We start from the raw sequence: 17052 nt of genomic DNA on the forward strand, positions 1-17052 counted from the left end.
CCGAATAAGTATGAAAAAAGATATATATTTAAGACAGGTCGGGATGACTTTGTTGTTAACATTTGCGATTGTATATAAAGCCGGAGCTCAGGAGCAGTCTCGGTCTTTGACTTTAGATTTGGATAAGGCTATCGAAATTGCTTTAAGCGAAAACCCGACAATAAAAGTAGCCGATATAGAGATCACCAGAAAAGATTATTCTCGTAAGGGGGCTATCGGAAACTTATTTCCTACGATTACGGCATCCGGAGACTATTCTCGAACATTGAAAAAACAAGTTATGTATATGGACATGGATATTCCGGGAATGGATAATGGTATGAAAGTCGGGCAGGATAACTCTTATTCTATGGGATTTAATTTTCAGTTACCGATTGTTGCTCCTACGTTTTGGAAAAATATACAACTCTCGAAAGCTGATATAGAACAGACTTTAGAAAGTGCTCGGGCTTCGCGGTTATCTTTAGTAGATCAGGTAAAGAAGGCATACTATAATGTTATGATGAGTGAAGATTCATATCAAGTTTTGAAAGAGAGTTATGATAATGCCTGCCTAAATGCAAAGGATTTTAGAAATAAATATGAACATGGTGTCGCTTCGGAATACGATGTTTTGCGCGCTGAGGTTCAGGTACGGACTTTAGAACCCGGATTATTACAAGCCGAGAATGGGGTGAAATTATCTAAGGTAAACTTGAAGGTTCTTTTGGGATTGGACATGAATATTGAGGTTACTCCTGCAAATAAGCTGTCAGATTATGAGGCTGATATGTATGAACAAGCGTTGAATATCGATACCTCTTTACAAAATAACACAAATTTAAAACAACTCGATTTGCAAGCGGATTATTTAAAGAAAGCATTGGTTGTACAGAAGATGTCATGGTATCCGACTTTAACAGCGACCGGTTTATATAATTGGACTTCTATGAGTAATGGGCCTATATTTAAAGATTTTCGTTGGAATCCGTATTCAATGATCGGTTTAACCTTATCAATCCCGATTTTTCAAGGAGGCAGCCGTTATTATAAGGTAAAGGATGCGCAATTAACGGTTAATCAGATGAAATTCCGCCGGCAAGATTTAGTTAGGAATTTACAGATGCAATCTATCTCATATATAGATAATATTCAAAAATCTATTAAACAAATAGCCTCTAATAAAGAAGGGGTAAGACAAGCCGAAAAAGCATATTCAATCATGCAGAAAAAATTTGAGATCGGAGCTGCAACTTTTATCGAAGTAAATGATGCTAATGTTGCGCTTACGAATGCCCGATTATCGTATTACCAAGCTATCCATGATTATCTGGCTGCCAAATCGGATTTGGAACAAGTTACAGGTAATGTTGATTTGAGTAAATATATGAAGGACCAACAAAATTAATATTTGTAATTCTCAAAAAGTCAAGGAAATAAAAAACAGTAAATATGGTAAGAAATAAGAAATTCTGCATTATGTCATTAGCCGCTTCGGTTGTGATGTTCTCTTGTACTTCAGAAAAAAAACAAGAAGTTAAGGTTGATGAAAAACCTCTTGTCCGACTCGAAACTGTAAAGACACAAGAGGTAGAACAGATACAAGAATTCACAGCGACGGTCGAAGCCAATGTCGTAAATAACATAGTTCCGTCAATGTCATTGCGTATCAATGATATTTTGGTTGAAGTCGGTGATCATGTCCGTAAAGGGCAAGTTTTGGCCCAGATGGATAAGACAAACTTGCTCCAATCGCAGACTCAATTGGAAAATATTCAGTTAGAATATGACCGTGCATTTGAATTATATAAAGTCGGCGGAGCATCCAAACAAAGTTTAGATGCTCAAAAAACACAACTGGACGTAGCAAAAACTGCCTATGAGAATTTGAAAGAAAACACGAGATTGGTTAGTCCGATAAATGGAATTGTTACGGCACGAAATTATGATAGTGGAGATATGATCGGGGGTGAGCCGGTCGTGACTATTGAGCAAATGTCACCGGTCAAACTTTTGGTAAATGTTTCGGAAAATTTTTATACTCGAGTAAGAAAAGGAATGGATGTTAATGTAAAAGTCGAAGTTTATGGAGATGAGATATTTCATGGAAAAGTTAGTTTGATTTATCCGACAGTCGATCCGCAGACAAGGACATTTCCGGTAGAAATCAAGTTGCCAAATAAAGATCTGAAAGTTCGTCCCGGAATGTTTGCTCGTGTTACGATGAATTTCGGAACACAAAATCATGTAGTTGCGCCAGATTTGTCTATAATCAAGCAAGCAGGATCTGGAGACCGTTATATCTATGTATATAAAGATGGAAAGGTCTCCTATAATAAAGTTTTATTAGGTCGTCGGATGGATGATAAATATGAAATTATTTCCGGAGTGTCCGATGGGGATCAAGTCGTTGTTGCCGGGCAGAGCCGTTTGACGAATGGGGCAGAGGTTTCTGTTGAGAATGCAGAGTAGCAAAACCAATAAGAGTTCCTCTTTCCGTATTTCATTTAAATGTAAAAAGAAAAAGTTATGAGTTTATATTCATCCGCAGTAAAGAAACCGATAACAACAGCTCTCTGTTTTGTCGCTATTGTAATTATCGGTCTTTTTTCGTTGAGTAGATTATCTATTGACCTGTTACCGGATATTGAGACTAATACTATCATGGTGATGACTGCATATCCGGGAGCTAGTGCTTCAGATATAGAAACAAATGTAACGAAAGTTATGGAGAATACGTTGAATACAGTAACCAATTTAAAACATATAACATCTCAGTCAAAAGAAAATTTATCTATTGTTACTTTGGAGTTTGAATATGGTACGGATATAGATGTCGCAACAAATGATGTTCGGGATAAACTGGATATTGTCGAGACCTCCCTTCCGGATAATGTCGAAAATCCCATTATTTTTAAATTCGGAACAGATGATATACCGATTCTGATTCTTTCGGTTACGGCAGAAGAGAGTATGCCTGCTCTTTATAAAATTTTGGATGATAAGGTCGCTAACCCGTTAAAACGTATCGGTGGAGTGGGGTCGGTATCTGTGACCGGAGCTCCGGAACGAGAGATACAAGTATATTGTGATCCGCAGAAATTAGAAGCATATAACCTTACTGTTGAAGGTATATCAGGAATCATCGCTCAAGAAAATCTTAATACTCCGGGAGGTAGTATCGATATAGGTTCTAATACCTATTCTTTGCGAGTTCAGGGGGAGTTTACAGATGCAAAACAGATGGAGGACATTGTTGTCGGCACGTATGGCGATAAAACTATTTTTTTGAAAAATGTAGCGCGCATAGAAGATAGTGTTAAGGAGAGGGCTCAGGAAGCATATAATAATGGACTTCAGGGAGGAATGGTTATTATTCAAAAACAGTCTGGTGCAAATTCCGTAAATATTTCTAATGCTGTTTTAAAACGGTTGCCTGCTATTCAAAAAGACCTTCCTTCTGATGTGAAGTTGGACATTATTATAAATACATCTACGAATATCGAAAATACGATCGGCAGCTTAGTAGAGACTGTGGCCGTTACGTTTGTTATTGTAATGCTGGTCGTTTTGGTTTTTCTGGGGCGTTGGAGAGCGACATTTATTATTGTTATTACGATACCGATTTCTTTAATAGCTTCGTTCGCTTATTTGTTGATATCCGGAAATACGTTAAATATTATATCGTTGAGTTCGTTAAGTATTGCTATTGGTATGGTTGTAGATGATGCTATCGTAGTATTGGAAAATGTGACTAATCATATTGAACGGGGAAGTGCTCCGAAACAGGCGGCAATACATGGTACGAATGAAGTTGCAATATCGGTTATTGCTTCTACTCTTACTATGTTGGCTGTATTTTTGCCGTTGACGATGATTACCGGAATGGCCGGTATTTTGTTTCGTCAGTTAGGATGGATCGTGAGTATAATAATGATTGTTTCTACAGTTTGTGCCCTGTCTTTAACACCAATGCTTTGTTCGCAGTGGTTGCGTCTCGATCCTAAAAAAGGAAAGCTGTTTATGCTTTTTTTTACACCGATAGAAAAAGTTTTGGATTTGCTGGATACCGGGTATGCAAAATTAATTACTTGGGCAGTCGGTCATCGTACGATTGTCGTATGTGGTGCTGCAGTAATTTTTGTTGGAAGTTTGTTTCTCACAAAATTCATTTCTACCGAATTTTTCCCGACGCAAGATAATGCTCGTATTGGTGTGACAATAGAATTACCGGTCGGTACACGTACGGAAATTTCAAGAGAACTAGCCTTGAAAATAGATAAAGAATTCAGAGAAAAATATCCGGAAATTTTAATTTCGAATTTTACGGTGGGACAAGCAGATACGGACAATACATTCGGATCGATACAGACCAACGGAACTCACATTATTTCATATAATATTAATTTGTCGAGTGTCGGTGATCGTGAACGAGGCTTAGTAGAAATTTGTGAATTGATGCGTCAAGATCTGAAAAAGTATCCGGAAATTAAAACTTTTGAGGTAAATGCCGGAGGAAGTTCTGAGTCGATGGGTGGTCAAAGTACAGTAGATGTCGAAATTTATGGTTATGATTTTAGTATGACCGATAAAATAGCTTCTGAGCTTTCGAATAAAATGAAAGATTTAAAAATTTGTTCAGGAGTACATATCAGTCGGGAAGATTACATTCCTGAGTATCAGGTTGACTTTGACAGAGAAAAGTTAGCTTTGAATGGACTGAACGTAGCTACGGCATCTTCATATTTACGTAATCGTATCAATGGATCGACAGCGTCTTATTACAGAGAGGATGGTGATGAATATGATATTACCGTTCGTTATGCACCGGAATATCGCCAATCTGTAGAAGACATTGAAAATATAATGGTATATAATTCTCAGGGACACGGTGTCCGGATTCGTGATTTGGGAAAAGTCGTAGAACGTATGACACCTCCGACGATAGAACGAAAAAACAGGGAGCGAGTCGTAACGGTAAAAGGAGTTGTTGCTCCGGGTGCTGCTTTAGGAGATTTGGTTTCTGAGACGCAGAATATAATTTCCAAAATGGATATTCCGTCTGACATAAGTCTGAGTATCGGTGGGGCTTTTGAAGATCAACAAGATACATTTAAAGATTTGACTATTTTAGGAATTATGATCATAATACTTGTGTTTATTGTATTGGCGGCACAATTCGAATCTCTTACCGATCCTTTCATTATTATGTTTTCCTTACCATTTGCTTTTACCGGTGTATTTATAGGATTAGCCGTGACGGGAACGCCGTTGGGAGTTATGGCGATGATCGGTGTCATTATGTTAGCCGGTATCGTAGTGAAAAACGGTATCGTATTAATTGATTATACTATTCTGAATCGGGAAAGGGGACTGTCTATTACTCATGCTGTAATACATGCCGGCAAGTCTCGTTTACGTCCCGTGTTGATGACGACTTTGACGACTGTGTTCGGTATGATTCCCATGGCTGTGGGAACTGGCGAAGGCTCAGAGATGTGGCGTTCTATGGGTATGACAGTTGCTTGGGGATTATCTGTGTCAACGTTGATTACGCTGGTGATCGTACCTGTTGTATATTGCATATTTGCTAAAAACGGAGTATTGCGAAAACGACGTAAATTAGCGGCAGAATTGAAAGGGTTAGAGAAATTGTAATTATATATTCTTTCAGGAAATCTGTTATTTCCTGAAGTTTAAAATGTAAATAGCTAACTTATGAAAGCAGTATTTATAGCCTTTGATCAGGCTCATTTAGAGATGATTCAGAGTATTTTAGATCATCATAATTGTCGAGGGTTTTCATATTGGGAAAATATTCAAGGGAGAGGCTCTGTAAAAGGTGAACCACATTATGGTAGTCATGCTTGGCCGAGTATGAATTCGGCGATATTGACCATGGTCGAAGACCAGCAAGTCGACGGATTATTGAAACTTCTCAATAACTTAGATAAACAAAAGGAAGCTTTAGGGCTTAGAGCTTTTGTCTGGAATATAGAACAAAGTATATAAACAAGTTATGGCCGAAAAAGCAAATGTTATTATCAAATTTATGTTGAGTGCTCGAAAAAGGAGAGGTATCTATTTTTTTTCGGCCACTATATTTATTATTACAATATTTTTATTTTTCTTATCTGTTATTTTATATGGACAGCATTTGCCGGGACGTCGTTTGGCGTTACTATTCGCATTGATGGGAATCTTGCTATTCTTTTTTTCTTTGTGGGCTATTTATAATTTACGGAAAGATGGATATGTAGGGATGATTATATCGGATGAGGGAATTACTGATCTTTCTACCGGTTTATAGGATTGGTACGGTACTCTGGAATGATGTGACGAAAATTAAGGTTATGGACGATCTTGAGAATCTGAATTATAAATATGTCGTTTTGGTAGTAAAAAATCCCAATCAATATATAATGCAAGAACCCACAGCAATAAAAAAACGATCTTTAATGCTGAAGCTACATCAATATGGCTTTCCTATATGTTTTTCGATACGGGCATTGGATTGTTCTTTTAAGGAATTGTATGCGGTAATAATATCTCGATATCAGGCTATAAGAGGAGTGAATGCGGTCATTGTATCGGATTGATTACAAATCAAATAAAAAAGGCAGGATTTTAAATCCTGCCTTTTTTATAAAGGAAGTTCTTCACATTCTTTTATCCATATTGTACTGTTTGCATCACTCGGCATTTTCCAGTCACCTCTGGGCGAAAGACTCACCGAACCGACTTTTGGACCGTCGGGAAGGCATGAGCGTTTAAACTGTTGGTTGAAAAAGCGTTTAAAAAAGATCGTTAACCATTTTTGTATCGTACTTGTATCATACTTTCCTTTGAAAGCTTGTCGGGCTAAGAAGTAAATTTTGGCGGGACGGAATCCGAACCGTAAAAAATAATATAAAAAGAAATCATGCAATTCATAAGGTCCTACCAAATCTTCGGTTTTTTGTTTGATATTACCGTGCTCATCTCCCGGAATTAATTCCGGACTGATAGGAGTATTGACGATGTCTAATAATGTATGTTTCGTTTCGGCAGATATTTCTTGAGATGCAGCCCATTCGACAAGATAACGCACAAGAGTTTTAGGAATACTTCCATTTACTCCATACATCGACATGTGGTCTCCATTATATGTAGCCCATCCTAAAGCCAATTCGGATAAATCTCCCGTGCCGATAACCAATCCGTTATTTTGATTGGCGATATCCATAAGAATTTGAGTCCTTTCTCTTGCTTGAGAGTTTTCATAAGTAATATCATGAATATTGATATCATGATTTATATCTTTAAAATGTTGTGTACATGCCTCTTTGATGCTGATTTCCCGTATTGTCACGCCGAGCAGTTTCATTAGTTCTTTAGCATTATGGTAGGTTCGGTCGGTAGTACCGAAGCCGGGCATGGTAACACCGACGATTTGTTCGCGGTTTAGTTTTAGTCGATCGAATGTTTTTACACAAACTAAAAGTGCGAGTGTCGAATCAAGTCCTCCCGATATACCGATAACTACAGATTGTGCGTGTGTATGGATAATACGTTTTGCTAAACCGGTTATTTGTATATTGAAAATTTCTTCGCACCGATCAAATAAAAGTTTATTTTCGGACGGGATGAATGGATGAGGTGTTATGGTTCTTTTCAATTCTGTTAATTCGTATGCCGGAAGATGGAAATCTATATTCCGGTATTTTTCTGTAGAATACATCGAGCAACTATTATACCCTGAATTTATTCTTCGGTCAAAAAGTAAACGGTCTATATCGATTTCTGAAATAATTAACTGTTTTTCAGAAATAAACCTCTGACCTTCAGCGAGAATTGTTCCGTTTTCTGCAATTATTCCATTTCCTGCAAAAACGAGATCAGTCGATGACTCTCCGCTTCCGGCAGATGCGTATATATAAGCAGCATTACAACGAGCTGATTGCTGTCGTATAAGTTCTTCTCTGTAAATTTGTTTCCCGATTAATTCATTGCTGGCCGATAAGTTTAACAATATATTAGCTCCATTTAAAGCCTGTAATGAACTGGGAGGAACAGTAACCCACAAATCCTCACAAATTTCTGTACCGATAACGACTTCTCCTGACCGGAACAGTAAATCCGTACCGAACGGAACTTCTTGTCCACAAAAATTTATTGAGGTTTGTCGGTTATCCATAGAAGAAGAAAACCATCGCTTCTCATAAAACTCTTTGTAATTAGGTAAAAATGTTTTCGGAATGACCCCCAATATTTTTCCTCCTTGGAATGCAATAGCGGCATTGAATATTTGATTACCATTGGTAACAGGAGCGCCGACGACGCACAGAAGTTTTTCATCACTTGTTTTGTCGATTAATTTCTTTAAAGCTTTTTCTGCGCTTTCTATTAATAACTGTTGAGTGAATAAATCTCCACAGGTGTAAGAAGTAATACATAATTCCGGGAAAACGATTATTTCTATATGTTTTTGTCCGGCTTCTCGTATTAATTTTTCAATTTCAATTGTATTGTAAATGCAGTCGGCAACTTTTGTTTTTGGAATAGCTGCTGCAACTTTTACGAATCCGTAGGTCATGATTTACTCGAATTAGGGTTATTTTTGCAAAAGTATGAATTTTATGTAGCCTATGGCGGTTTGGAATAAAAAAATATTTCGTAGATTTTTATCTTGAAATATGAATATGTACTTTTGTAAAAAACAAAATATATACAAATGAAAAAAGTCATTTATGTAGCACTTCTGTGCTTTTGTGCTCAATCAGGCTTTTCAGCACATACGTTTGATTTAAAGTCTATCGTATCCGGAGAATATCAAACGAAGCGAGTTCCTGCATTTTTACCTATGAATGACGGAGAACACTATACTCAAAGATTGAAAGATAAAACCATGATTATAAAGTATAGTTATAAAACCGGACAGGCTGTGGACACATTATTTAATGTAGCTTCGGCAAGAGAATGTCCTTTTAAAACTTTCGACGGCTATTCAATGAGTGCAGATGAAAAAAAAATATTGTTATATGCCGATGCAGAGCCTGTTTATCGTCGTTCTTTCAAGGCTGTATATTATACCTTTGAAATAAGAAGGAATTTGGTAAAGCCTCTTTCTGATAAACCGGGAAAACAACAGATTGCGACATTCTCACCTAATGGAAGAATGGTTGCATTTGTGAGAGATAATAATATTTATTTGAAAAAGTTGGATTATGGAACTGAGTCTGCAATTACTTCTGACGGAGTAAAGAATAAAATATTGAACGGAATTCCTGATTGGGTTTATGAAGAAGAGTTTTCTGTTGTCAGCACTTTGTCATGGTCTCCCGATAACACTACATTAGCATTTGTAAAGACGGATGAAACGGATGTTCCGGAATATTCAATACAGATGTTTGAAGGGGAATGTCCGAGTCTGACTCCTTATGCGTATTATCCCGGAGAATTTGTGTATAAATACCCGGTTGCCGGAACAAAGAATAGTAAAGTCGCTGTTTTTACTTATACAGTAGAGACTCGTGCAGTAAAAAAAATGAATGTACCTGTTGATGGAGACAGTTATATACCGCGTATTCGGTTTACGCAAAATCCGGATCAATTGGCCGTGATGACCCTTAATAGGAATCAAAATGACTTTAGAATGTTTCTGACAAATCCGAAATCAGGAGTGAGTAAATTATTGATTCAGGATAAAAATGAAACATGGATAGATCCGGATATTATGGATTACATTACTTTTTATCCTTCCGGTTTTATTTTTGCATCAGAAAAAAGCGGATTCAGACATCTTTATCATTACAATATGTCTGGTACTCTTATTCGACAAATTACCCGGGGAAATTGGGACGTGACAGCGTATTACGGACAAGATGCCAAGGGGTATTATTATTATGAATCTGCTGCTGAGAGTCCTTTATGTAGAGCTGTTTATCGTGTTGACAACAAAGGAAATATTGTAAAAATATCGACACAAAAGGGGTATAATCAAGCCCATTTTAATCCGGCCTGCACCTATTTTGTAAATGAATATAGCAATGCGGTAACTCCGCCGGTTGTGACAGTACATAATTCTCAAGGTAAACAATTGCGTATTATCGAAGAAAATTCGAAATTGAAAAATCTGCCGTTTTCTCGGAAAGAATTTTTTACTTTTAAGAATGAGTCAGGAGAAATATTAAATGGCTATATAATGAAACCGGAAAATTTTATCTCCGGGAAAAAATATCCTGTTGTGATGGTGCAATATAGCGGACCGGGTTCTCAAATGGTTTTGGATAAATGGGCTGCAATAGACTGGACTCAATATTTGACGGATAACGGTTATATTGTTGCGTGTGTGGACGGTAGAGGTACAGGGGGTAGAGGTACAGCTTTTTCTCGTTCTATATATTGTAAAATGGGAATTTTAGAAGCTCAAGATCAGATAGCAGCAGCCCGTTATTTGGGATCGTTGGGATATGTAGACTCAAGTAATATTGCTATCTGGGGCTGGAGCTTCGGTGGATATACGACATTGATGTCGATGTCAATGAGTTCAGGAGTGTTTAAGTCGGGAGTAGCTATTGCTCCGGTAACCGATTGGCGTTATTATGATACGGTATATACTGAACGTTATATGCGTACTCCTCAAGAGAATAACGATGGTTATATACAGACTTCTCCATTAAAAAAGGCCGCAGATCTTGATGGAAAGTTATTGATTATTTCCGGTACTGCGGATGATAATGTTCATTATCTTAATACATTGCAATATAGCGAAGCTTTGGTACAAGCGAATAAACAGTTCGAAATGCAGATTTATACAAACCGTAATCATAGTATTTACGGGTGCAATACCCGATATCATCTTTATACTCGAGTATATGATTTTTTGCAAAGAAATTTGAAATAAGAGTAGAGTTCTAAATTAAAAAAACAGACTGGATGCATAATTATCCAGTCTGTTTTTTTGTTATTATATTATACAAAAAATAAAATTGTTCGCTATTTTGTTTAAATCTGGATATTAGTATTTTAGGAGATCAAATGTTAATCTGCCGGATTATGTTGCATATTACATAAAAATACTGCATCTTAGCTTCGAGTTTAGCCTATAAGGATGTATAACAATTATGCTTCTTCTTCCTTGATTAGGTTAGGAGAAATAAAATTCTTCATTCGCTGTAAAAGTGCTATTCTATATGTTAACTTGATAAGAATGATTTAGAGAAAGGTTGTTTAATAAATAATTTTATTACCAGAGTAAATTGAAGGACAATACTTGAATATTTAAAGTTTCGTCTGTATTACCGGGAATATAAATTTTTTTTGAGCTCTCTGATAGTTGAAATATGAAACAAGAAAAATTGTTTAAGCATAGATATTTTTATTTGCAGTCGGCAGGTCTTTTACCTCTTTTTCTGGTATCGTTAACCAATAATTATTTGACAGAGATTCATACGGTAAAACTGGCATTGTTTATAGGTTTGATTTGTTTATGTGTCGAAATATTTTACCGGATATTTTATCGTCGATTTTTGTTCATGTTCGGAGTTTCAACTCTTACGTTGATCCAATTTGCTTCTTTGAAATTGCTTTTTTACAATTCTTTATTCCTTATTTCCAATACTGTTTTTTTAGGCATATTGCTTTTTATTAATATTTTGATCGTTCGAGGATTACACAGGATTTTATTTCATAGGCATTCTCGTGATTATTCACGTAAAGATCGTATGGTGATGGCCAATATAATGCATGAATTTATGTATATGTCACGATTATTGCTATATGTATTGAGTTTTTATTTGGCTGTTACGATTATGTTCAATACTTATTCTCGTAATATGTATCCGGATATATACGTTTTTTTGAATTACCGTTTGAACCTTATTTTGATGATGCTTTATTTTGTTTACGAATGTATCCGGATTATTTTGTTGAATAAAATGCTTTCAAAAGAAACGTGGTTACCGATTATTAATGAATCTTTATCTGTTATCGGAAGAGTAGAAAAGCACGAGAGTTTCCGTCGTGGGAATCGTTATCTCCATCCGCATTTGCGTGTCATCATTATGTGTGGTAATAGAATATATTTGCAACCGGGTCAAATAAAGGGAAGTTTATCGGGACTTCATTTGGATACTCCGGTATCTGAAGATTTGCGTTATGGAGAGACGCCTGATAAAGTGTTGAAAATAGCTATGGAAAAATATATTTCTGTAGAAAATCGAAATTCTCCGCGAAGAATATTGACATCGAAGTTTAAAACTGATATCATGAACCGTGTAATTATGTTATATGTTTTGAATGTCTCCGATGAGTCGTATGTCATTAATAAACCTCGTGGAGGAAAGTTTTGGACATCCGATCAGATTGATGCGGAATTGGGAAAAGGTGTGTTTAGTACCTGTTTTGAACAAGAGTATGAGTTTTTGAAGAATACGATTTTGCTCGCATGGGAATATACTGAGAAGGAAAAATGAAGTATATGTTTGATTTAATAACGATATTAGGACCTACGGCTTCTGGAAAGACGTCTTTGGCTGTTGCTTTGGCTGCTGATTTAAATACGGAAATTATAAGTGCAGATTCCCGCCAGATTTATAAGCGTATGGACATCGGTACGGGAAAAGATTTGGAAGAGTATAAGTATGAAGATAAAGAAATCCCGTATCATTTGATTGATATTTGTGAACCGGGATATAAATATAACCTTTATGAATATCAAAGAGACTTTAATGTAGTTTTTCAGGATTTGAGGACGAGAGAAAAATTCCCTATTTTATGTGGGGGAACAGGCCTTTATATAGAGACTGTCTTGAAAGGTTATAGTATGCCTCAGGTTCCTGAAAATAAAGAACTTCGTGAAAAATTGAAGGACAAGACATTGACAGAGTTGACGTCCATATTGAAAACTTATAAAACTTTGCATAATACTACGGATGTAGATAGTTGTAAGCGGGCCGTAAGAGCTATAGAAATAGCCGAATTTTATAGGAATCAGCAACCGGAGGAGAGAAAAAACAAGCCATTGAACAGCTTTATCGTAGGAGTCGATATAGAAAGGGAAGCCCGCCGGAGAAAAATTTCTGAACGTTTACAGATGAGACTTGATTCGGGAATGGTGGATGAAGTGAGAGCTTTATTAAAAGAAGGAATTTCTCCGGATGATCTTATTTATTATGGCCTTGAATATAAATATCTGACAGAATATTTGATAGGAAGACTTTCTTATGTCGAAATGGTGAGTAAACTAGAAATAGCAATTCATCAATTTGCGAAAAGACAAATGACATGGTTTCGGGGAATGGAACGGAGGGGTTTTTCTATTTTTTGGTTAGATGCATTTTTACCTTTGGACGAAAAAATCATGAAAATTAAAGAACAACTGAAAAAATAGATACAGGGATATCCGGGCTATTCAGTAAAGAGAATGGAAAGTCAATCAAATGTTTAAGATGTCCCTGTACCTTTATATATAGTATTTATGGCTGTAAAACATTCCTATTTATAAATATGTTCGTCTGTATAGGGCAGTTTTTGTAGTAAAAAATATTATTTTTGCATCCGTTTGGATATAAATAAAATACAAATGGAAAATTGCATGAAGAAGGTATTTTTGTTTGTGATTTTTTTGAGTAGTTTCACAAGTGCTTATACTACAAATTTTTTGATTACAGACAGTGCACAAAATGTTCCCGTCAGATATTTGATTTCAAGGAAAACACCAGAAAAGATAAATCGTATAACAGATGCCAAATGGTTTCAGATGACCTATATTTCTGTTCCTTTAATTGTTACCGGCTCTTTGGTAGAAATGAAAAAAGAGCCTTTTAGGAGTTTAAGAAATGAATATGTCCCGTCATTTCATCATGGATATGATGATTATTTGCAGTATGTTCCTATATTTGCATTGGTCGGAATGAAAGCTGCTGGAGTTGAAAGTCGCAGCTCATGGGGAAGAATGTTGACTTCAGACGCTTTCTCTGCAGCTCTTATGGCTACGACTGTGAATGTTATGAAACTTGTTATAGATTCTCGGAGGCCTGACGGAACGGCTTTAAATTCTTTCCCTTCTGGGCATTCAGCAACGGCATTTATGGCTGCGACAATGTTTCATAAAGAATATGGCGTGCGTAGCCCGTGGTACAGCATAGGAGCATATACGGTGGCTACAGCAACCTCAGTTTCCCGATTATTGAATAATAGACATTGGGTATCTGATGTAATGGTAGGTGCGGGAATCGGAATTCTATCTACTGAATTAGGTTATTATTTCGCTGATTTAATATTTGGCAAGAAAGGACTTAGACACCCTCAATATGATTTTGATGTTACATATTCCGATATGTCCTCTTTTTTAGGATTATATATGGGTTTTACAATGATGCCGCACCATATATCTCTTTCTCCGGAGATAAATTTCAATACCTCAACGGGAAGTACCGTAGGTGTGGAAGGTGCTTATTATATAACACCGTATGTGGGAGTCGGAGCTGAATTATTGGCAAGTAGTATCCCTATGAAAATACAGAGCGGATTGTCTGTGCCTTCTAATGCTCATTTAGAATCTGGAGCATTCAATACGATTACGACATCTTTGGGCGCATATTTTTCGTTACCGATTTCCAAACGCTGGTATTTAGGAAGTAAATTACTGGCCGGGTATGGAAATTTTCAGGGAAATGGAGTCGATGTAGTATGGAATGATTCGGAAACAAGAGAGGAGGTAAGATCGGATTTTTTGAAAATGAAACATGCTAATTTTTTTAATGCGGGAACGGGCATTTCTTTGTCGTTCTGGGCTAAAAAGAACCTTTTAGCCAAAGGTTTCTTGGATTATAAAGTTGCACCGGTAAATATTCAATATTATGAAGCGTCGGGGTCTCAGTCTTATCAGGAATCTCGTCAAACGTTGCATTCTCTTACTTTGGGAGCTTCTGTAAATATTGTATGGTAAGGAGGTCTTGCCTATTATTGATGGAGTGAAGTTTATCCGAATTATTCGGATTAAAAAGAATTGATTACCAGGAGAAATTTAGACAGGCTTTTAGATAATTTCAATCATTATACATCTTATGCCAATTAGAATGTCCGGTGTGTATGAGATATTACATGCTGGATATTTTTTTATTCAAAAAATAAAATCAACCGAACGTTTTTTCTGTTTTTCTTGTTTAATAAGAAAAATAGAAGATTATGTATAAACTTATATTATTACGGCACGGAGAAAGTGTCTGGAATAGTGAGAACCGATTTACCGGATGGATGGATGTTGATTTATCCCCTAAAGGAGAAAAAGAAGCAGAAATGGCAGGTACTTTATTGAAGAGATATAATATTTTGTATGATTTGTGTTATACATCTTTTCTAAAACGAGCTATCAAAACTCAATTTATTGTTGCAGAGAAGGTTGATCGATTGTGGATTCCGGTTGTTAAATCATGGCGATTGAATGAGCGACATTATGGTGCTTTACAGGGATTGAATAAAAAGGAGACTGCTCTGGAATATGGGGATGAACAAGTAAAGACATGGAGAAGAAGTTTCGATGTGCGTCCTCCGCAAATCAGTTTAGAAGATCCTCGTTTCCCAGGTTTTGATCCTCGATATGCTCAGTTAGATACGGCAATTTTACCGCAAGGAGAGTCATTAGAAGATACTGTTGCAAGAGTTCTCCCTTATTGGCAAGTTGAGATTGCACCGCAGATAGCAGAAAGAAAAACTGTATTGATAGCAGCACATGGTAATAGTTTAAGGGCTTTGATTATGCATCTTGAAGAGTTGAGCCCGGAGAAGATCATAGGAGTAGAAATCCCTACCGGAACGCCGTTAATATATGAATTGGACAAGCAGTTAAAACCTGTTACTCATTATTATTTGGAATGAGCGATAATCTTTCTACCTTTGTTTGGTAGTAACAAGAAAGATTATGAAGGTAAATAAGACTAATGCAGCCCGTTTGCTGGATAAGGCAAATATCGTTTATGAGTTGATTCCCTATCAAGTAGATGAGTCTGATTTGGCGGCTACACATGTTGCCGAACAGTTGGGCGAGAACATAGAACAGGTTTTTAAAACATTGGTTTTGCGAGGGGATAAAACAGGCATATTTGTTTGTGTCATTCCGGGTAATATGGAGGTGGATTTGAAAGCTGTGGCGAAAATATCAGGAAATAAAAGTGCCGAAATGATCGCTATGAAAGAACTCCTGCCTGTTACCGGATATATCAGAGGCGGTTGTTCGCCGATAGGGATGAAGAAGCATTTTCCGACATATTTTCATAAAACATGCCTTGATTTCCATTATATATATGTAAGTGCCGGAGTGAGAGGAATACAGATTAAAATCGATCCCGCAGATTTGATAAAATTTGTTTCTGCAGAAGTCGGGGAGATCGCAATATAAAGTGTAATAAAAAGCCGGGATTTATTCCGGCTTTTTACTGTAATATTTACAGTATTCTCTTATTCCACATTCAAGACATTTCGGCTTTCTGGCAGTACAAATATATCTACCATGCAATATGAGCCAATGATGAGCGATTGGTAGTAAATGTCCCGGAATATGTTTTACCAATGTCCTTTCGGTTTCAAGAGGCGTTTTGGAATTATCTGTAAGGCCTATTCGGTTTGAAACACGAAAGACATGTGTATCTACGGCCATAGCTTCTTTATTGAATACAACCGATGCAATTACATTTGCGGTTTTTCGGCCTACTCCCGGCAATTTCTGTAATTCATCTACGTCAGAAGGAATAATTCCATTAAATTCACTAAGTAATTTTTTTGCCATTCCGACTAAGTGTTTTGCCTTATTATTGGGATATGATACGCTCTTGATATATTCATATACGACTTCTGGGGTTGTCGCAGCTAATGCTTCAGGAGTGGGAAAATCCCGGAATAAAGGTGGAGTGATTATATTTACCCGTTTATCGGTGCATTGAGCAGATAATATAACGGCGATTAGTAATTGAAACGGATCTTTATAATGAAGTTCCGTTTCGGCAACGGGAACATTTTTTGAGAACCACTCGATAATTTTGTCGTAACGTTCTTGTTTTCTCATTTTATATTAAAATATAAAAGGTACAAAGT

The 17052-nt window shown here is 36.6% G+C and carries 14 protein-coding genes; 12 read left to right on the plus strand and 2 right to left on the minus strand.

The window, feature by feature from the left end:
• Positions 1-10: 10 nt before the first annotated feature.
• Genes QUE35_RS01730 through QUE35_RS01755 form a run of 6 tightly spaced genes read left to right on the plus strand, consistent with a single transcriptional unit; the run spans position 11 to position 6578 of the window.
• Positions 11-1387: a TolC family protein gene (locus QUE35_RS01730; RefSeq protein ID WP_244925441.1), complete on the plus strand. Its 1377-nt coding sequence runs from the start codon at positions 11-13 to the stop codon at positions 1385-1387.
• Positions 1388-1431: 44 nt separating this feature from the next.
• Positions 1432-2451, plus strand: coding sequence for an efflux RND transporter periplasmic adaptor subunit (locus tag QUE35_RS01735; protein WP_031258336.1), 1020 nt, complete (start codon positions 1432-1434; stop codon positions 2449-2451).
• Positions 2452-2508: 57 nt separating this feature from the next.
• Positions 2509-5637 carry an efflux RND transporter permease subunit gene (locus tag QUE35_RS01740; protein WP_022600626.1) on the plus strand — a complete coding sequence of 1043 codons (3129 nt, stop codon included), beginning with the start codon at positions 2509-2511 and terminating at the stop codon, positions 5635-5637.
• A gap of 60 nt (positions 5638-5697) precedes the next feature.
• Positions 5698-5991, plus strand: a complete 294-nt coding sequence (locus QUE35_RS01745) for a PG0541 family transporter-associated protein (protein WP_022600624.1) — start codon at positions 5698-5700, stop codon at positions 5989-5991.
• 7 nt (positions 5992-5998) lie between these two features.
• Positions 5999-6289, plus strand: coding sequence for a hypothetical protein (locus QUE35_RS01750; RefSeq protein ID WP_022600622.1), 291 nt, complete (start codon positions 5999-6001; stop codon positions 6287-6289).
• Entirely contained in the window at positions 6255-6578 is a 324-nt protein-coding gene (locus QUE35_RS01755; protein ID WP_147404856.1) for an STM3941 family protein, read from the plus strand. Before QUE35_RS01750 ends, QUE35_RS01755 begins: the two co-directional genes overlap by 35 nt.
• A gap of 44 nt (positions 6579-6622) precedes the next feature.
• Here QUE35_RS01755 and QUE35_RS01760 read toward each other — a convergent pair whose 3' ends face one another.
• Positions 6623-8554: an NAD(+) synthase gene (locus QUE35_RS01760; RefSeq protein ID WP_022600618.1), complete on the minus strand. Its 1932-nt coding sequence runs from the start codon at positions 8552-8554 to the stop codon at positions 6623-6625.
• A 138-nt stretch (positions 8555-8692) separates the two neighbouring features.
• On the opposite strand from QUE35_RS01760, the gene QUE35_RS01765 reads away from it, so the two are divergent.
• From QUE35_RS01765 to ybaK, 6 genes are all read left to right on the plus strand, one after another.
• Complete coding sequence (locus tag QUE35_RS01765; RefSeq protein ID WP_286261846.1) at positions 8693-10864, plus strand: S9 family peptidase; 2172 nt, start codon at positions 8693-8695, stop codon at positions 10862-10864.
• Positions 10865-11303: 439 nt separating this feature from the next.
• A complete protein-coding gene (locus tag QUE35_RS01770; protein WP_022600615.1) occupies positions 11304-12434 on the plus strand; it encodes a hypothetical protein in 1131 nt (376 codons plus the stop codon).
• The gene (gene miaA, locus QUE35_RS01775) at positions 12431-13351 is read left to right on the plus strand and encodes a tRNA (adenosine(37)-N6)-dimethylallyltransferase MiaA (protein WP_009316942.1); all 921 of its coding nucleotides are present in this window, start codon (positions 12431-12433) and stop codon (positions 13349-13351) included. Before QUE35_RS01770 ends, miaA begins: the two co-directional genes overlap by 4 nt.
• 204 nt (positions 13352-13555) lie before the next feature.
• A complete protein-coding gene (locus tag QUE35_RS01780) occupies positions 13556-14911 on the plus strand; it encodes a phosphatase PAP2 family protein (RefSeq protein WP_031258332.1) in 1356 nt (451 codons plus the stop codon).
• A gap of 239 nt (positions 14912-15150) precedes the next feature.
• A complete protein-coding gene (gene gpmA, locus QUE35_RS01785; protein WP_009316944.1) occupies positions 15151-15840 on the plus strand; it encodes a 2,3-diphosphoglycerate-dependent phosphoglycerate mutase in 690 nt (229 codons plus the stop codon).
• 43 nt (positions 15841-15883) lie between these two features.
• The gene (gene ybaK / locus QUE35_RS01790; RefSeq protein WP_009316945.1) at positions 15884-16360 is read left to right on the plus strand and encodes a Cys-tRNA(Pro) deacylase; all 477 of its coding nucleotides are present in this window, start codon (positions 15884-15886) and stop codon (positions 16358-16360) included.
• A 21-nt stretch (positions 16361-16381) separates the two neighbouring features.
• Here ybaK and nth read toward each other — a convergent pair whose 3' ends face one another.
• Positions 16382-17023 carry an endonuclease III gene (gene nth, locus QUE35_RS01795; RefSeq protein ID WP_022390140.1) on the minus strand — a complete coding sequence of 214 codons (642 nt, stop codon included), beginning with the start codon at positions 17021-17023 and terminating at the stop codon, positions 16382-16384.
• Positions 17024-17052: the final 29 nt, after the last annotated feature.

Origin of the sequence: Coprobacter fastidiosus, from assembly GCF_030296935.1 — a bacterium.
Classification (GTDB): domain Bacteria; phylum Bacteroidota; class Bacteroidia; order Bacteroidales; family Coprobacteraceae; genus Coprobacter; species Coprobacter fastidiosus.